Here is a 17,869-nt window from a genome sequence, read left to right as displayed (position 1 = left end):
ATGAGAATCGGCCATATGATTGTTTATCATGAATTATCATAAAATATGAATTTTGAGAAAATTTTAAAAGAATGATAAAGTTAAAGGGTATTTATAAAAGAGAGAAACTGAAGGGGGAATTTAGACTAGTGAGACATTGGTTAAAAGGAATTATAGCAGCTGCTTTCGTATTGATCCTGGCTGCGTGTGGGTCAGAGGAAGCGTCTAAAGATGGAATGGACCTTGTAGAAGATGGAAAGTTTACGTATGCGGCATCAGGTGAGTTCAAACCTTTTAGTTTTACAAATGATGATGGAAGCATGAGCGGCTTTGATATTGAAGTAGCAGAAGCTGTAGCAAAGGAGCTTGGACTCGAGCCGGTTCAGAATAAATTTAAATTTGGAGGTATTGTAGAAGGCGTAAAATCCGGCCGTTTTGATGCAGCTGTAGCCAGCCATACAATTACTGAAGAACGTTTACAGGCTGTCAACTTCTCGACGCCTTACTACTATTCAGGTCCGCAAATTTATGTGCGCCCAGATAGCTCTGTTGAAACACTTGAAGATTTGGAGGGCATGGAAATCGCCGTATCTAAAGGCTCTACATACACTGCAAATGCAGAAGAAGTCACAGATAATATTCAATTTTACGACAGTGATGTTGTAGCCCTGGAAGCATTAAGCAAAGGCAAGCATGATGCTGTTATTACAGACTTTATAACAGGAAAAGAAGCGATTGGGGCAGGTATGAAAATTGAAGGAAAAGAGCTTATTGGACGCAGTGAGCAGGCAATCGCAGTTGCAAAGGATAATGAAGAGCTCTTGGAAAAAGTAAATGAAGCTCTGAAAACACTTCGCGAGAATGGAACACTCACAGAAATCAGCAAAAAATATATCGGAGAAGATATAACGGTTGATCCTGAGAAGGAATAACATTGCGGGCGGATGTGTGTAAGAAAACATTCGCCTTTATTTGATTTATAAAAGATTTACAGCAAGGGCTGTGTTAAACCTAAATGTTGATTGCAGAGGAAGGCGTGAGACTCCTTGGAAATACATTCGCATTTTCTGCGTGCGGTGTTTCTTCGAGGATGCTAATCAATGCCCAGCGAGTCAAAGGGAGACCCCAGAGGCACACCGCCGAGGCCGCTCTTGGATGCCCGCTGTTCGCTGAGTGCCTGGATCGGAAATCAACAGCCAAGTTCAACAGAGCCGCATCAAAAAAGAATTAACATCAGGGAGGGGGAATCCATTTGGATTTACTGACTAAGTTTATTGATACATATCCCGTATTCTTAAAGGGAATGCTGTTAACTTTTCAATTAACAGCGGTAGCAGTTTTTATTGCAATTTTTATAGGATTGTTTTTTGCCTTTTTAAAGATATCGAGAATAAAAGTTTTGGAATGGATTGCTGATATTTATATTTTCCTAGTAAGAGGAACACCGCTGGTTGTACAAATTTTCATTTTCTATTTTGGATTGACTGCTTTGGATATATCACAGTTTTGGTCCGTTGTGCTTGGCCTTGCATTCCACAATGGCGCATATATAGCGGAAATATTTAGAGGCTCCATCCAATCCATCGACAAGGGACAGATGGAAGCAGGGCGTTCGCTTGGAATGACAGCCGGCCTGGCAATGAGGAGAATTATTCTTCCACAGGCTTTCCGCCGTGCCATGCCGCCGCTTGGCAATCAGTTTATAATTGCTTTGAAGGATTCTTCGCTTGCTTCCTTCATTGGCATGTACGAGCTCTTTAATGTGGCGACAACATATGGTTCTAACGAATATGACTACATGAGCTACTTGCTGATCGTAGCTGTTTACTATTTAGTACTTGTACTTATTTTCTCCGTCCTTGTAAATATAGTGGAGAAAAGAATGGCAAGCAGTGATTAAGGAGGAAGGATAGGCATGAGTGAATCGTACATGATAAAAGTGGAAAAGCTTAATAAATCATTCGGGGATTTGCATGTATTAAAGGATATTGACATAACGGTGAAAGAAAGTGACGTTGTTTGCCTGATCGGTGCGAGCGGGTCCGGAAAAAGCACACTGCTCCGCTGCTTGAATTTTCTAGAGCTTAAAGATAGCGGAAATATCATTTTTGAGGGTGAAAAGGTTGAAAAAGAAACCCATGACCTTAATAAAGTCAGGGAAAAGGTCGGAATGGTTTTCCAGCATTTTCACCTTTTTCCTCATATGACGGTTCTCGAGAATGTCATGGAAGCACCCTTGCATGTGAAAAAGCTGTCTAAAGATCAAGTAAGGAAGGAAGCTCAGGAGCTGTTAAGAAAAGTGGGACTTTCTGACAAGGAAAACGTGTATCCATCAAAGCTATCCGGGGGACAGAAGCAGCGTGTTGCCATTGCCAGGGCTCTGGCGATGAAACCGGATATCATGCTTTTTGATGAGCCGACATCCGCCTTGGATCCGGAGCTTGTCGGGGAAGTTCTTTCAACTATGAAAGAATTGGCTGAAGAAGGCATGACCATGGTGGTCGTTACCCATGAAATGGGCTTTGCGAAAGAGGTTGCGGACTGGGCTGTCTATATGCACGATGGAAGAATTGTGGAAGTTGGGCATCCGGAGGATTTGTTTAATAATCCAAAAGAAGAGCGGACCAAGAACTTTTTGGATTCCGTCTTATAGTATTGTTTGCATACAGAAAAGACAGGGGAAGATTAAAGCATCCCCTGTCTTTTCTATTTTTTCTTTGCTATTAAGAAATAGAATCCGATTAGCATTAAGAGAATCGGCCAGAAGCGCCAGGCGCTGGATACGCCATTTTCCAGAAGTCCCATCCATTCAATGACTCTGTCATAAAAAAGCAGCATGGCGGCAAGAATTAAAAATAAGATGCCCTGGAACAAGCCAGTGCCTGTCTTTTGGTGGCGAAGAAGGAAACCTAGTGCGATGATCAGAATAAAAGTTCCTATGTGATCGGGCCATATTTCAAGGCGGTTCACAACATGGAAGTGCAGGCCGAATCCGGCCAAAATCACACCTGGCAGAATTGCCTCATAGTCTCTGGCGCCATAAGCCTGAAATAAAAAGCCGCCTCCGACGATCAAAAGAAGAGTAGGCCAAGTATAAAACGGCTGTAAGGGACTGAAGTTTGTTTGCTGCAGAAAAAAGTAGGCTCCAAAGCCGATCAAGATTATTCCCGGAAAAAAACGCTGATTTTTCATTAAAACACCACTTCCAATAAGGTTCACTTGAATCTGGCAAGTTTTTTTGTTAATGTACTTAAGGGAGTATTTGTCTATTTCATAGGTAAGTTATTAAATATAATTTTTATATCTTTTTAGTAGCCTGCTGTCTAGCTTCAAGCGCCACGGCTTGAGATCATAAGCCGATAAGCGGACGGATTATACTTTTCCTGTCTAAAACATATTAACATATGTGTTCAATTTCTGTTCACATTTTAGCATTAAATTAAATAAATAGAAGTGATATAATTATCTTAGAGAACTATGCAATTTATCTGGGGGTGTCAATTTCAAATGCATATCTTGGTCGTCGGTCTAAATTATAAAACTGCCCCTGTTGAAATTCGTGAGCGTCTAACCTTTAATTCTTCACAATTGGGCGATGCTATGAAGACATTGAATGATAAAAAGAGCATCTTAGAGAATGTTATTCTGTCTACATGCAATCGGACCGAAATTTATGCGGTGGTGGACCAGCTTCATACTGGCCGTTATTATATAAAGGAATTTCTGGCAGAGCATTTTAATATGGATCAAAGCGAATTTTCTCCTTTCCTGTTTATCTATGAAGAGGATGGGGCAATAGAGCATTTATTTAAAGTTTCATGCGGACTGAATTCCATGATTCTTGGAGAAACACAAATTTTGGGACAGGTGCGGTCAAGCTTTCTGGAGGCTCAATCAGAAAATACGACTGGTACGGTATTCAACCACCTGTTTAAGCAGGCGGTAACTCTTGCGAAGCGTGCACATTCGGAAACTGAAATAGGTGCCAATGCTGTTTCTGTCAGCTACGCAGCCGTAGAACTGGCTAAAAAAATATTCGGTACGCTTGAAAATAAGCATGTCCTTATTTTAGGTGCTGGCAAAATGGGAGAGCTTGCAATCCAGAACCTTCATGCTAATGGAGCGAGCAAAGTAACGGTCATTAACCGCACTTATGTAAAAGCTCAGGATCTTGCAAGCCGTTATGCCGGTGAAGCAAAGACACTGGATGAGCTGCAAAGCTCCCTTATGGATGCTGATATTTTGATTAGTTCAACTGGAGCCAAAGAGTTTGTTATTACTAAGGACATGATGGCTAACGTGGAAAAAAAGCGCAAAGGCAAGCCTCTGTTTATGGTGGATATTGCCGTACCGCGGGATTTGGACCCAAAGCTGGCTGAATTGGACAGCATTTTCCTATATGATATTGATGATCTTGAGGGAATTGTCGAATCGAACCTTCAGGAGCGGAAAAAGGCAGCAGAAAAAATTCAGCTGATGGTTGAGGGAGAAATTGTTGACTTCAAACAATGGCTGAATTTGCTTGGAGTTGTTCCGGTTATTTCTGCATTGCGTGAGAAAGCACTGGCTATACAGAGTGAAACCATGACAAGCATTGAAAGAAAGCTGCCTCACTTGAGTGATCGTGATAAAAAGGTGTTGAACAAGCATACAAAGAGCATCATCAATCAGCTATTAAAAGATCCTATTTTACAAGCTAAAGAAATGGCTGGACAGAAAGATTCCGAACAGGCATTAGATTTATTTGTAAAAATCTTTAATATAGAAGAACTTGTTTCAGAGCAGCAGAACGTGTACGCAGCCAAACCTAAACACGCTATCGCTCAATCACCGCAGGCTTCCTTTCAATCATAAGAGGGGTTCTGTCCATGTTTGACATCTATATGACACGGCTGCATGAATTTACGGTGGTTCTGTATGCCTTATGTGTCCTTTTATATTTTATCGATTTTCTTCATCATAACCGGAAGGCGAACCGAATTGCCTTCTGGTTACTTGCATTTGTTTGGGTATTGCAGACCGTATTTCTTGTTCTATATATGATAAATACAGGCAGGTTCCCGGTACTGACGATTTTTGAGGGCCTTTATTTCTATGCTTGGGTTCTTATCACTCTTTCACTGGGGATTAACCGGCTTCTCAGGGTCGACTTTATCGTCTTTTTTACAAATGTTCTCGGCTTTATTATTATGGCCATCCATACATTCGCACCCGTTCAGATTGATTCGGCTGTAAAGGCGCAGCAGCTTATTTCAGAACTTCTGCTGATCCATATAACCGTTGCGATTCTTTCTTATGGGGCTTTTTCTCTCTCCTTTGTTTTTTCATTACTATATTTAATTCAATATGATTTGCTTAAAAGGAAAAAATGGGGAACCAGATTGCTGCGGATAACGGATTTATCAAAGCTTGAACATTTGTCATATGTATTAAACGTTATTGGTGTACCTATGCTGATGATAAGCCTAATTTTAGGTATACAGTGGGCTTATCTCAAAGTGCCTGATATGGTTTGGTTCGATTCGAAAGTTATCGGGTCGTTCATTGTCCTTGCTTTATACAGTATCTATCTCTACATGAAAGTTGGGAAAGGTTTATACGGCAAATCTTTGGCATTATGGAATATAGCATCTTTTTTAATTGTATTAATTAATTTCTTTTTGTTTGGAAAGCTTTCATCTTTCCATTTTTGGTATTCATAAAGCCCAGCGGCCACAGCTTACAGGCAGTTGGACAATTGTAGGAGGCTGTCATGAGAAAAATTATTGTTGGTTCACGACGAAGCAAGCTAGCCCTAACCCAAACAAAATGGGTGATCAATCAATTGAAAAGCATCGATCCTTCCTTTGAGTTTGAAGTGAAGGAAATCGTGACAAAGGGAGATAAAATTCTTGATGTAACACTTTCCAAGGTAGGAGGCAAAGGATTATTTGTAAAAGAAATCGAGCAGGCTATGTTTGATAAAGAAATTGATATGGCTGTACATAGCATGAAGGATATGCCTGCTGTCCTGCCTGAAGGCCTTGTGATTGGCAGCATTCCTGAAAGGGAAGACCATCGTGATGCGCTAATATCAAAAGGGCATGTTAAGCTCAGTGACTTAAAAGCCGGTTCCGTTATTGGAACAAGCAGTTTGCGCAGGGGAGCACAAATTTTAGCCCAGCGCCCTGATTTGGAGATTAAATGGATTAGAGGAAATATAGATACAAGATTAGCAAAGCTCGAATCGGAAGAGTATGACGCGATAATTCTCGCAGCGGCTGGACTGTCCAGAATGGGCTGGGCTTCTGATGTTGTGACAGAATTTTTGGAGCCTGAAGTCTGCGTGCCGGCTGTTGGCCAGGGCGCGCTCTCCATTGAGTGCCGCGAAAGCGATGAAGAGCTTCTTGCGTTGCTGGACAAATTCACATGCCGTAAGACAAATCAAACTGTTAGGGCAGAGCGGGCGTTTCTTCATAAAATGGAGGGCGGCTGCCAGGTGCCGATTGCAGGATATGCCACACTTAATGAGACAGGTGAAATTGAATTAACTGGCCTTGTCGGTTCACCTGACGGAAAAGTCATTTATAAGGAAGCGTTAACAGGTACAAATCCAGAAGAGGTCGGGATTAAAATGGCTGAGAAGTTAACTGAACAGGGAGCTAAAGAACTGATTGACCAGGTAAAAGAGGAGCTTGACGGGCAATGACCCTTTCCTCCCCTTTAAAAGGCATGACTGTTTTGGTGCCAAGAGGGAAAAAACAGGCTCAGGCCTATTCAAAGCTTGTTAAAAACTATGGGGGGATACCAGTGGAGATCCCCCTGATTGCTTTTATGCCTATAAGGAACCCGGAAGTTTTTTCTGCAGCGCGAAAGCGTATCCATACTTATGACTGGGTAATCTTCACAAGTAAAACAGCTGTTGAAGCTTTCTTTGAGAATTACAAAATGAATTTCAATAAAATTATTCCGAAAATCGCAGTTATCGGTGAAAAGACGCGAAAATGCCTTGCGGATAAAGGGATTAAAGCGGACTTTATACCCCGGGAATTTGTTGCAGAGGGATTTGTTGAGGATTTTTTGCCATTCGTTGAAAAAGGAACCAAGGTGTTGATTCCCAAAGGAAATCTGGCAAGGGACTATATTGCCGCAGCCCTTTCTGAAAAAGGCGCCGAGGTAGATGAAATCATCGTTTATAAGACCTTTTTTCCAGAAGAAAGCATTGACTTGTTAAAAAAGCAGCTTTCCGGGAAAGGGATAGATATCCTGACTTTTACAAGCCCTTCAACTGTGGATCATTTCATGGGGGCCATAAAGGAACTTGGATATCTAGATTCTATAAAGGGCAGCTTGATCAGCTGTATTGGCCCTGTAACAAAAGAAAGAGCAGAAGCCTACGGTTTGCAGGTCCATGCTGTTCCGGAAGAGTATACCGTATATAGCATGCTTAAAAGTATTATAGCCTATTTGAAAACAAATACCAGGAGGGAAAATTAATGGATCTACACTTTACAAGGCATAGACGGCTTCGCCAAAGCCCAAACATGAGAGCGCTTGTACGCGAAAACTTTTTGCGTACAGAGGATTTAATTTACCCAATCTTCGTAGCTGAGGGAAATGATATCAAAAGAGAAATTTCTTCTATGCCGGGAATTTACAATCTTTCACTCGACCATTTGGAAGAAGAAATGAATGAAGTGGTTTCTCTTGGAATTAAATCAGTTTTATTATTTGGAATTCCCCAAGAAAAGGATGCATGCGGGCAGCAGGCCTATCATGAACATGGCATCGTCCAGGAAGCAACAAGATTTATTAAATCCAAGTTTCCTGAAGTGATCGTCATTGCTGATACATGTCTTTGCGAATATACGGATCATGGCCATTGCGGACTGATTGAAAATGGGGAAGTGCTGAATGACGCATCACTTGAATTGCTTGTACAGACTGCCATCAGCCAGGCGAAAGCGGGAGCAGATATAATTGCACCTTCAAATATGATGGACGGTTTTACAGCTGCCATACGGGCTGGGCTTGATGAAGCGGGCTTTGAAAATATTCCGGTTATGTCTTATGCTGTAAAATATGCATCTGCATTTTACGGCCCTTTCCGGGACGCAGCTGACAGCACTCCGCAATTCGGCGACCGTAAAGCATACCAGATGGATCCAGCCAATCGGATGGAAGCAATGCGTGAAGCAGAGTCTGATTTAATGGAGGGTGCGGACTTCCTTATAGTAAAACCAGGTATGCCGTACCTTGATATTGTCCGTGATGTAAAAAATAACATTAACCTGCCGATTGTCATATACAATGTGAGCGGTGAATATTCCATGGTTAAAGCTGCAGCCCAAAATGGCTGGATCGATGAAGAAAAAATTGTAATGGAAATGCTAACTGGCATGAAGCGGGCCGGTTGTGATTTAATTATTACCTATCATGCAAAAGATGCAGCGAGATGGATTAAGGAACAACAATAATCTTACCTATAAAACGAAAAGAGGGATGACATGCGCTCTTACGAAAAATCTATTGAAGCTTTTAAAGAAGCAAGCAAATTGATGCCTGGAGGAGTTAACTCCCCTGTCCGTGCCTTTAAATCTGTCAATATGGATCCGATTTTCATGGAACGGGGAAAAGGGTCCAAAATCTATGATATTGATGGCAATGAATACATTGATTATGTTTTATCCTGGGGGCCTTTAATCCTGGGCCATACAAACGACCGTGTTGTCGAGTCAATTAAAAAGGTTGCCGAAATGGGGACGAGCTTCGGTGCACCGACTGAAATTGAAAATGAACTTGCTAAGCTGGTCATTGAACGTGTGCCATCCATCGAAGTGGTGCGCATGGTTTCATCAGGTACAGAAGCAACAATGAGTGCATTGCGATTAGCCCGAGGCTATACAGGCCGAAATAAGATCATGAAGTTTGAAGGCTGCTATCATGGCCACGGGGACTCCCTGCTAATAAAAGCGGGTTCTGGTGTAGCAACACTTGGACTTCCAGACAGTCCTGGAGTTCCTGAAGGTATTGCCAAAAATACAATTACTGTTCCTTATAATGACCTTGAAAGCGTCCGTTATGCTTTTGAACAATACGGTGATGATATTGCAGGAGTCATTGTTGAGCCTGTTGCAGGGAATATGGGCGTAGTTCCTCCTCAGCCTGGCTTCCTTGAAGGCTTGAGAGAGATCACTGAGCAAAATGGTTCTTTGCTGATCTTTGATGAAGTTATGACCGGTTTCCGTGTTGGTTACAATTGTGCCCAGGGTTACTTCAATGTAACACCGGATATTACATGTTTGGGCAAGGTTATTGGTGGAGGCCTGCCTGTCGGTGCATACGGCGGTAAAGCTGAAATCATGAAGCAAATTGCACCGAGCGGTCCAATTTACCAGGCTGGCACGTTATCCGGTAATCCACTTGCGATGACAGCCGGCTTTGAGACATTAAGCCAGCTTACTCCTGATTCGTATAAAGAGTTTGAACGGAAGGCAGACAGGCTGGAAGAGGGCTTAAAAGCTGCCGCAGAAAAATATGATATCCCGCATACAATTAATCGTGCCGGGTCTATGATCGGTTTCTTCTTTACGAATGAAGATGTTATTAACTATGAAAAAGCAAAAACATCCAATCTGGAATACTTTGCAGAATACTACAGGGAAATGGCAAATCAGGGTGTCTTCCTTCCCCCATCCCAATTTGAAGGTCTTTTCCTCTCAACTGCGCATACAGATGAAGATATTGAAAAGACGGTAGAGGCTGCTGAAAAGGCATTTTCCAAATTAAAATAAAACGATTTAACACTCATCAATTTGATGGGTGTTTTTTTGTCCCTGTGTTAAAAGCTAATCGTTGATTTAGCACTGTGTTGATTGGAGCGGAAGACGATAGATCCCTCAAAAATGCATTCGCATTTTCTTCGTGCGGTGTTTATTCAAAGTGGTTTACGCAAAGTCCTGCGGGAAAAGCGTACCTAGGGAGACCCCGCAGGCGTAGAACGCCGAGGAGCGGCGGAAGCCCGCGGTTCGCTGAGTGCAGCTGAAATCAATACCTCAAAGTTACAAAGCCTTATCTTAACTAGGATAGAAAGCTCAATAAGTAAAGAATCTTTCTGAGCTTTATTTTCTAATCATAAAGTATATATAACTCTCATAGGATTGTTAATGACATAGTGATTAAACGTGAAGATTTGAAGGGAGGAGTCGCTTTGTCTCAGGGGAATCCATCGTGCTTACGATTTTCTTTAGAAGAATCGGTCTGGTTTCAAAAAGGACAGGAAGTATCAGAACTGATTTCAATTTCGTTAGATCCCAATATAACTATTCAGGAAAGCGATCAATATGTAACGATTCAGGGAGCGCTTGAACTAGCAGGTGAGTATAAACGGAGTGATGCAGAAGCAGCCGGTGATGAAGAGGTTTTTGCAGGAGCCAAATTCGTTCAGGCAGTTGAGGAAAGAGAAGAGGGGACCTGCGAATTTAAACACTATTTTCCCGTCGATATTACAATCCCAAATAATAGGATCCAAAGCATTTATGATATTGACGTAGCGGTAGAATCTTTTGATTATGTTCTGCCGGAAAGAAGCTGCATGAAATTGACAGCCAATTTAACGATCACCGGATTATATGGCGATCAGCAGCATATACCTGTTCAGGAATGGCAGGAGGAAGTTGAAGTCGAACAGCTTGAGCCGCTTCAGAGATCAACAGCTGCTGTTGAGGAGACTGAGAAAGAGGCGGTAAACCAGGAGGAATGCTCAGCCTATCAGGAAAAAGAACATGAGGACGAAAATGCTGAGCCGGTTTCCGATTTTGCAGTGGAAGAGAATAGGATAGAGGAAGACCAAGAGGAACAGGCTGAGCCTGAAGAGGTATTTGTACCATTTGAGGCAGAGGCAAGGAAACAGCCTGAAACTGAAGTAGAGCAGCAGGAAGCTCCAGCAGCAACTGAAGAAATACTGGAGAAAAAAGAAGAACAGCCTGCAGAATCTACACCAGAAATTTCATTTGCTTCCCAGCGGAGTGAGGAAGCGCCACCTTCAGCACAGGAAATCTATCAAATGACGGAAGCATTAGAATCGGATAGCCCTTCCTATGAAAAGAAGCCTGAAGAAATGGCTGTACAGGAAAGTCCCGAGGAGGAAGAATCATCATCATCTTCTGAACAGGAAGCCAAAAAGAAGAAATTTTCGAAAAAGAAAAGTATGTCTTTAACTGAATTCTTTGCCCGCAAAGAAGAGGAAGAAGAACATGTAAAGCTGAAGGTCTGCATTGTGCAGAATGGAGATACAATCGATGCAATTGCTGAAAGGTATGATATTCCTGCCCAGCAATTATTAAGGGTGAATCACCTGGAAATAAATCAGGATATTTATGAAGGGCAAGTGCTGTACATTCCTGTTGCGGTAGCCCATTAAATGGTTAACAAGCTGAGCAGGTAGTGATAACCCGCTCAGCTCTTTTCATTTCTTGAGAAATGTGGGCATGAAAAACATTTTTTAAAAAAAGTCTGAAGAAATGCGTAAAGGGGGAATGACCCAATATCTCAGGCGAGATTTCCGAGAAGTGGCGCCAAAAGAGAGGAATAATATTATATCTCAGGAAAAGATCCAAAGAAGTGGCGTCAAAGGAGAAGAATGACGCAATATCTCAAGAGAAAGACCCCGAGAAACGGCGATAAATCTGGGAGTGCATCAGGCTCTTAGGAAAAGGCCAGAGAGTAAAGCTGCTCCTAATTACAATCAAGCCCCATCTGGAAAGCGAGTGGTTAACGTGGAAGAAAAAAATCGGCTGCGTAAAGCCTCTCCCATTTTAAAGCATTATTCATTAGAGCCGCATTTTGTGGAGGAGTTTGGGAGAGTCCAAAAGATTTACAGCAATAAAGGTGTTTTTGCTTTGAAAAAAATTAAGCCTCAGCAGGGGGCGGATTTTATCCGGCATGTCCAGGCCCTTTACCAAAAAGGCTATAATCGAATCGTTCCCATTTATCCAACTGTTGATGGCAGATATGCAGTCCTTCATCAAAATGAGCTTTTTTATTTGATGCCGTGGCTGGCAAATGAAGAGAAAGAGGACCGGTTTGAACGCCATCAGCAGATGCTTAGGGAGCTGGCCCGCCTTCATACTCTGTCAGCCCGTGAAGTTCCCATCAAAAAGGAAGATCGAACGGAACATTATGAAAGAACATTGCAGGAGTGGGAGAAAGAGAAAGAATTTTTGGATGGCTTTATTGAATCGTGTGAGAGGAAAGAGTATATGTCGCCCTTTGAGCTATTGTTCTCACTTTATTATCATGATGTCAGCCAGGCTTTAAAGTTCTCAACAAATAAATTAAAGGATTGGTACGAAAAAACGAAAGACAGTGATAAAGCCCGGACTGTTATCATACATGGTAAAGTCTCCACTGAACATTTTTTATATGACGATAAAGGATATGGATACTTTATGAATTTTGAAAATGCAAGGCAAGGTTCCCCACTCCATGATTTGCTGCCATTTTTATCGCGGACCTTGAAAAGCTTTCCAAAGAGATCGGATGAAAGTGTGGATTGGATATACACGTACTTAAAATATTTCCCTTTTAAGGAAGATGAAATGCTGCTGTTCCAAAGCTATTTTGCCCATCCTGGTTCCATTATAAGGGCGGCTGAACAATATCATAAAGGAGAACATAATAGGGGGGAAAGAAAGGCTGTCCAGCATCTGCAAAGGCAGTATTGGCTATTGAAAAACACCGAATATGTAGCAATGAGAATAGATGAAATTGAACGCCAAAAACAAGAGGCAAAAGCAGCTGCTGAAGCACAGCAGCAAGAAGGAGCCCAAAGCTGACACGACTTGGGCTCCTAAATTATTTCCAGGTGGAAGGCAATCGCTGTAAGGATAAAAATCGATAGCAAGAGCACATCGAAGGTAGTGGGCAAAAGTATTGTTCTTATGCCCTGAAAAACACAAAATGGAATAATGAACTGTGCACACACATTTCTAAAAGTTCTTAACCAGGGAGGCAGTGTATAAGGGTTATATTTTCTTCTCAACTTTGCATGCCCCTTTCCAGAATATCCTTATTTATTTCTATCCTATGATTCTTCCAGCGGTAAAGTGCCTAATTTTCAAATGGGAGCAGCTTCAGCTTCAGTAAATGAAGGACCAGATCATATTACGCATCAATCGCGTTGCTTTCAACCTAAATCACCTGTTGCCTAATTTCATTTTATGCCTCACCTCTAAATGAAAAACGTATAATATATAAAAAACTCGGTTATCCTTATTGACTATAACAGCCTTTTTTCGGTAGTATATCTTATATATAAAAATGTATATCGTTGCTAAGACAGGGAAGAGTACGATGGCCCTTTGCCTTTAGAGAGGAAGACCAATAGCTGAAAGGTTTTCCAGGCAGAACCGTTGGAAGGTCGCCCTCGAGCATCTTTTGCGAAAGGATCTATCATCCAAGTAGTGAAAGACGGGAAATCCGTTATCTGTTTAAGAGTCAATCCTTTAAGGGAATTCTGAATGCCAGTGGGCATCTGTATTTTCCTTAGCAGATTGAAAAAAAGGTGGTACCGCGAAGCAAACTCCATTCGTCCTTTTATGGCGATTGGAGTTTTTTTATTTTTAGGCTGTGTTAAAGCTTATGGTTCTTATAAGCACCCTGCTGATTGGAGCGTGTCAACAGGAGACCCTTCAAGCCCGGCTCCACCGAGGAGGCTCCCGGACCGTCCGTGGTTCGCTGAGTGCCTGGAGCGGAAGTCAACAGGCTAATTTAACAGAGTTATTTTTGCTTTTTAGAAAGGAAGAATGCAAATGGATAATAATGAATTATCAATGCCGACTAAGTATGATCCGCAGTCGATTGAAAAAGGACGATATGACTGGTGGCTGGAGGGCAAATTTTTTGAGGCGAAGGACGATGCTGAGAAGCAGCCTTACACAATTGTTATTCCACCGCCAAACGTAACAGGAAAGCTCCACCTAGGCCATGCATGGGACACTACACTTCAGGATATTCTTACACGAATGAAGCGTATGCAAGGCTATGATGTCTTATGGCTTCCGGGGATGGATCATGCAGGTATTGCCACTCAGGCCAAAGTAGAAGAAAAACTTCGCAGTGAAGGCAAAAGCCGTTATGACCTTGGCCGGGAGAAGTTCGTAGAAGAAACCTGGAAATGGAAAGAAGAGTATGCAAGCCATATCCGTCAGCAATGGTCCAAGCTTGGGTTGGGCCTGGATTATAGCCGGGAACGTTTTACCCTTGATGAAGGCCTGTCAAAAGCGGTAAGAGAAGTTTTTGTTTCACTGTATAATAAAGGGTTAATTTACCGCGGCGAATATATCATCAACTGGGACCCCTCCACTAAAACAGCTCTTTCAGATATAGAGGTTATTTATAAAGATGTCCAGGGTGCCTTCTATCATATGAGATACCCGCTGGCGGATGGATCAGGGCATATTGAAATTGCAACAACACGCCCTGAGACGATGCTTGGCGATACAGCTGTTGCTGTACATCCTGAAGACGACCGATATAAGCATTTAATCGGCAAAACTGTTAAGCTGCCAATTACAGGCCGTGAAATTCCGATTGTTGCCGATGATTATGTAGAAATGGATTTCGGTTCAGGTGCGGTAAAAATTACCCCTGCTCACGATCCGAATGATTTTGAAATCGGAAACCGCCATAATCTTGAAAGAATTCTAGTTATGAACGAAGACGGTACGATGAACAGCAAAGCAGGCAAGTATCATGGGATGGACCGTTTTGAGTGCCGCAAGCAAATCGTAAAGGATCTTCAGGAAGAGGAAGTTCTTTTCAAAATTGAAGAACATATGCATTCTGTTGGCCATTCCGAACGAAGTGGTGCAGTTGTAGAGCCATACCTTTCAACACAATGGTTTGTTAAAATGCAGCCGCTTGCTGATGAAGCGATTGCCCTTCAAAATAAAGAAGAAAAAGTAAACTTTGTTCCTGACCGATTTGAGAAAACATATCTGCGCTGGATGGAAAACATCCGTGACTGGTGTATTTCCCGCCAGCTTTGGTGGGGTCACCGCATACCTGCCTGGTACCATAAAGAAACCGGTGAGGTATATGTGGGTCACGAAGCACCTGGAGATATTGAAAACTGGGAACAGGATAAAGATGTCTTGGATACTTGGTTCAGTTCAGCGCTTTGGCCATTTTCGACAATGGGCTGGCCGGAAACTGACTCGGCCGACTTCAAGAGATACTATCCAACCGCTGCACTTGTAACAGGCTATGATATTATTTTCTTCTGGGTATCACGGATGATTTTTCAGGGAATCGAGTTTACCGGACAGCGGCCATTCCAGGATGTATTAATCCACGGCCTTGTTCGTGATTCACAGGGACGGAAAATGAGTAAGTCTCTTGGAAATGGTGTAGACCCTATGGAAGTCATCGATCAATATGGTGCCGATGCTCTTCGTTACTTCCTATCAACAGGAAGCTCACCGGGACAGGATTTACGATTCAGCATGGAAAAGGTAGAAGCCACATGGAACTTCGCCAATAAAATCTGGAACGCCTCCCGTTTTGCTTTAATGAATATGGATGGGTTAAAGTATGAAGAGATTGACTTAAGCGGTGAAAAGACTGTAGCAGATAAATGGATTTTAACCCGATTGAATGAAACAATTGAAACTGTAACAAGATTGTCTGATCGCTATGAATTTGGTGAAGTTGGCCGCGTGCTTTACAACTTTATCTGGGATGACTTCTGCGATTGGTATATCGAAATGGCAAAGCTTCCGCTATATGGCGAAGATGAAGCTGCCAAGAAAACAACACGCTCCATTCTTGCATATGTGTTGGATAACACAATGCGCCTGCTTCATCCATTTATGCCATTTATAACGGAGGAAATTTGGCAGAACCTTCCGCATTCAGGTGAATCTATTACAACAGCCCAGTGGCCGGCTGTTAAGGAAGAATACACCGACAATCAGGCTGCAAATGAAATGAAGCTGCTTGTAGAGATTATCCGCTCTGTCCGGAACAGCCGTGCAGAAGTGAACACGCCGATGAGCAAGAAGATTAAAATGATGGTAAAAGCAAAGGATCAGGAAGTTCTTAATACTCTCGAAAATAACCGCGCCTATATTGAGCGCTTCTGTAATCCGGAAGAACTCGTACTGGCTCTGGAGATTGAGACACCTGATAAGGCTATGACAGCCGTTGTGACCGGAGCAGAGATTATTCTTCCGCTTGAAGGCTTACTTAACATTGAGGAAGAAGTTGCACGCCTGCAAAAAGAATGGGATAAATTAAACAAAGAAGTAGAACGTGTTCAAAAGAAACTTGGAAATGAAGGCTTTATTAAAAAAGCGCCTGAAAAAGTAATTGAAGAAGAAAAGGCAAAAGAAAAAGATTACAGTGAGAAGAGAGCAGCTGTCGAAGCTCGGATTAAAGAGCTAAAAGGAGAATAACTAATATATCCGGAAGGCGGGTCCATTTATAGGATTCGTCTTCCTTCCTGTATTATGGAGGTGCATTTGCATGTTTTCGACTTATGAAGAAACACTTAATTGGGTTCATTCCAGATTAAGGCTAGGGATCAAGCCGGGGCTTCAAAGAATGGAATGGATGATGGAAAAACTCGGACATCCAGAGAGAAGAATTAAATCTGTCCATATAGGCGGGACCAACGGCAAAGGGTCAACCGTTACATTTTTGAGATCGATTCTTCAGGAAGCGGGCTATTCTGTTGGAACTTTCACATCACCCTATTTCGAGCAATTCAATGAGCGAATTTCCCTTAATGGTGTCCCCATCAAGGATGAGGAGATCGTTCGGCTCGCTAATGATATATATCCCTTGGCTGAAGAACTAGAAAAGACAGAACTTGGGGGTCCCACCGAATTTGAAATTATTACAGCTATGTCATTTCAATATTTTGGGCATGTCCAGCCTGCTGATATTGTTTTGTTTGAAGTAGGGCTGGGGGGCAGATACGATTCCACTAATATCATTTATCCTGTCTTATCTATCATATCGAGTATTGGGCTTGACCACACAGCCATCCTGGGGGATACATATGAGAAAATAGCTTTTGAGAAAGCTGGAATCATTAAACCTGGTATAAATGTTATTACTGGCGTAAAACAGCAAGAAGCCTTGGCTGTCATACAAGAAAAAGCTTTTGAGATGAAAGCGCCGGTTTACCAGCTGGGGAATGAATTTACCATTGCTGGACATAAATCTTTGCCAAGAGGAGAATTCTTTAACTTAAAGACTGTATTTCAGGAGTTTTCAGGGCTTGAAACTGGAATGGCAGGCAAGCATCAGACAGAAAATGCTTCACTTGCTGTGATGGCGGCCGAGCTTTTAAACAATTATTATTCTTTCCTAATAGAAGATATACATATAAAGGCTGGGTTGAAAAATGCATACTGGCCGGGGAGATTCGAAATCATTTCTGAAAACCCATTGGTAGTCATTGATGGAGCACACAATGAAGAAGGGATAGCTGCTCTGTCAGAAGAATTGGCAGCCCGTTTCCATGAAAAACGGAAAAACCTTGTTTTTGCTGCCCTGTCTGATAAAAAGCTTGATAAAATGATTGGCAATCTTGATTCAGTTGCAGATAAAATTGCTTTCACCGAATTTAATTTTCCAAGAGCAGCTGCTGCAGAAGATTTATATGAAATCAGCTCACACAACAATAAGCATTTTAATAAAGATTGGGAACAGCTTTTGGAGAATGAGCTGAAGGAAACAGAAAAAGACACTATCTTGGTTGTTACTGGATCACTCTATTTTTTATCAGAAGCAAAACCTTACCTTTTGCAATTGATAGGTAATGAAACCTACTAATGTGACAAAATTTTGAAAAGTTGCTAAAATGATTGTATAATCTAACTATTTACCTAATATGATGAGA

Annotated in this window: 15 protein-coding genes and 1 other annotated feature; of the genes, 13 read left to right on the top strand and 2 right to left on the bottom strand. The window is 42.0% G+C overall.

The features are described 5' to 3' along the window. The first annotated feature begins 128 nt into the window (after nt 1-128). From DFO73_RS25145 to DFO73_RS25135, 3 genes are all read left to right on the top strand, one after another. Nucleotides 129-911: a transporter substrate-binding domain-containing protein gene (locus DFO73_RS25145; protein WP_110067427.1), complete on the top strand. Its 783-nt coding sequence runs from the start codon at nt 129-131 to the stop codon at nt 909-911. A gap of 320 nt (nt 912-1,231) precedes the next feature. Continuing rightward, a complete protein-coding gene (locus DFO73_RS25140) occupies nt 1,232-1,879 on the top strand; it encodes an amino acid ABC transporter permease (protein WP_110067426.1) in 648 nt (215 codons plus the stop codon). A gap of 15 nt (nt 1,880-1,894) precedes the next feature. Continuing rightward, nucleotides 1,895-2,632: an amino acid ABC transporter ATP-binding protein gene (locus tag DFO73_RS25135; RefSeq protein ID WP_110067425.1), complete on the top strand. Its 738-nt coding sequence runs from the start codon at nt 1,895-1,897 to the stop codon at nt 2,630-2,632. A 53-nt stretch (nt 2,633-2,685) separates the two neighbouring features. Here the strand turns inward: DFO73_RS25135 and DFO73_RS25130 are convergent, their stop codons facing one another. Next, on the bottom strand, nt 2,686-3,171 hold the full coding sequence (locus DFO73_RS25130; protein ID WP_110067424.1) for a LiaI-LiaF-like domain-containing protein: 486 nt from the start codon (nt 3,169-3,171) through the stop codon (nt 2,686-2,688). Nucleotides 3,172-3,486: 315 nt separating this feature from the next. Between DFO73_RS25130 and hemA the strand changes: the two genes are divergently transcribed. From hemA to ysxE, 8 genes are all read left to right on the top strand, one after another. Beyond that, the gene (gene hemA / locus DFO73_RS25125; RefSeq protein WP_110067423.1) at nt 3,487-4,833 is read left to right on the top strand and encodes a glutamyl-tRNA reductase; all 1,347 of its coding nucleotides are present in this window, start codon (nt 3,487-3,489) and stop codon (nt 4,831-4,833) included. Nucleotides 4,834-4,847: 14 nt separating this feature from the next. Next, nucleotides 4,848-5,681, top strand: a complete 834-nt coding sequence (locus DFO73_RS25120; RefSeq protein WP_110067422.1) for a cytochrome c biogenesis protein — start codon at nt 4,848-4,850, stop codon at nt 5,679-5,681. A gap of 50 nt (nt 5,682-5,731) precedes the next feature. After that, nucleotides 5,732-6,667 (top strand): hydroxymethylbilane synthase, encoded by a 936-nt coding sequence (hemC, locus tag DFO73_RS25115; RefSeq protein WP_110067421.1) that lies wholly within the window; start codon nt 5,732-5,734, stop codon nt 6,665-6,667. Then, nucleotides 6,664-7,455 (top strand): uroporphyrinogen-III synthase, encoded by a 792-nt coding sequence (locus DFO73_RS25110; RefSeq protein WP_110067420.1) that lies wholly within the window; start codon nt 6,664-6,666, stop codon nt 7,453-7,455. Before hemC ends, DFO73_RS25110 begins: the two co-directional genes overlap by 4 nt. Then, complete coding sequence (hemB, locus tag DFO73_RS25105; RefSeq protein WP_110067419.1) at nt 7,455-8,435, top strand: porphobilinogen synthase; 981 nt, start codon at nt 7,455-7,457, stop codon at nt 8,433-8,435. Before DFO73_RS25110 ends, hemB begins: the two co-directional genes overlap by 1 nt. Before the next feature lie 30 nt (nt 8,436-8,465). Then, nucleotides 8,466-9,752: a glutamate-1-semialdehyde 2,1-aminomutase gene (hemL, locus tag DFO73_RS25100; RefSeq protein WP_110067418.1), complete on the top strand. Its 1,287-nt coding sequence runs from the start codon at nt 8,466-8,468 to the stop codon at nt 9,750-9,752. A 416-nt stretch (nt 9,753-10,168) separates the two neighbouring features. Then, nucleotides 10,169-11,380 (top strand): stage VI sporulation protein D, encoded by a 1,212-nt coding sequence (gene spoVID, locus DFO73_RS25095; protein WP_110067417.1) that lies wholly within the window; start codon nt 10,169-10,171, stop codon nt 11,378-11,380. Between the two features lie 355 nt (nt 11,381-11,735). Then, the gene (gene ysxE, locus DFO73_RS25090) at nt 11,736-12,794 is read left to right on the top strand and encodes a spore coat protein YsxE (RefSeq protein ID WP_110067416.1); all 1,059 of its coding nucleotides are present in this window, start codon (nt 11,736-11,738) and stop codon (nt 12,792-12,794) included. A 14-nt stretch (nt 12,795-12,808) separates the two neighbouring features. Here ysxE and DFO73_RS29530 read toward each other — a convergent pair whose 3' ends face one another. After that, on the bottom strand, nt 12,809-13,000 hold the full coding sequence (locus tag DFO73_RS29530; protein WP_110067415.1) for a hypothetical protein: 192 nt from the start codon (nt 12,998-13,000) through the stop codon (nt 12,809-12,811). Nucleotides 13,001-13,284: 284 nt separating this feature from the next. Then, nucleotides 13,285-13,557, top strand: a binding site (T-box leader). 212 nt (nt 13,558-13,769) lie between these two features. On the opposite strand from DFO73_RS29530, the gene DFO73_RS25075 reads away from it, so the two are divergent. Together DFO73_RS25075 and DFO73_RS25070 are read left to right on the top strand one after the other, a co-directional pair. Next, nucleotides 13,770-16,415: a valine--tRNA ligase gene (locus DFO73_RS25075; protein ID WP_110067413.1), complete on the top strand. Its 2,646-nt coding sequence runs from the start codon at nt 13,770-13,772 to the stop codon at nt 16,413-16,415. Between the two features lie 70 nt (nt 16,416-16,485). Beyond that, on the top strand, nt 16,486-17,802 hold the full coding sequence (locus DFO73_RS25070) for a bifunctional folylpolyglutamate synthase/dihydrofolate synthase (RefSeq protein WP_110067412.1): 1,317 nt from the start codon (nt 16,486-16,488) through the stop codon (nt 17,800-17,802). Nucleotides 17,803-17,869: the final 67 nt, after the last annotated feature.

Source organism: Cytobacillus oceanisediminis, from assembly GCF_003182355.1.
Taxonomy (GTDB): Bacteria; Bacillota; Bacilli; order Bacillales; family Cytobacillaceae; genus Cytobacillus; species Cytobacillus oceanisediminis_A.
Note: the sequence above shows the minus strand (reverse complement) of the source record. Positions and strands in the feature narration are given on the sequence as shown.

Excerpts from the sequence above, each read along its gene's own strand:
- DFO73_RS25070 (WP_110067412.1), top strand. The coding sequence starts at position 16,486 with ATGTTTTCGACTTATGAAGAAACACTTAATTGGGTTCATTCCAGATTA.
- DFO73_RS25130 (WP_110067424.1), bottom strand. The coding sequence starts at position 3,171 with ATGAAAAATCAGCGTTTTTTTCCGGGAATAATCTTGATCGGCTTTGGA.
- DFO73_RS25120 (WP_110067422.1), top strand. The coding sequence starts at position 4,848 with ATGTTTGACATCTATATGACACGGCTGCATGAATTTACGGTGGTTCTG.
- DFO73_RS25075 (WP_110067413.1), top strand. The coding sequence starts at position 13,770 with ATGGATAATAATGAATTATCAATGCCGACTAAGTATGATCCGCAGTCG.
- hemB (WP_110067419.1), top strand. The coding sequence starts at position 7,455 with ATGGATCTACACTTTACAAGGCATAGACGGCTTCGCCAAAGCCCAAAC.
- hemA (WP_110067423.1), top strand. The coding sequence starts at position 3,487 with ATGCATATCTTGGTCGTCGGTCTAAATTATAAAACTGCCCCTGTTGAA.
- hemC (WP_110067421.1), top strand. The coding sequence starts at position 5,732 with ATGAGAAAAATTATTGTTGGTTCACGACGAAGCAAGCTAGCCCTAACC.
- hemL (WP_110067418.1), top strand. The coding sequence starts at position 8,466 with ATGCGCTCTTACGAAAAATCTATTGAAGCTTTTAAAGAAGCAAGCAAA.
- DFO73_RS25135 (WP_110067425.1), top strand. The coding sequence starts at position 1,895 with ATGAGTGAATCGTACATGATAAAAGTGGAAAAGCTTAATAAATCATTC.
- DFO73_RS25110 (WP_110067420.1), top strand. The coding sequence starts at position 6,664 with ATGACCCTTTCCTCCCCTTTAAAAGGCATGACTGTTTTGGTGCCAAGA.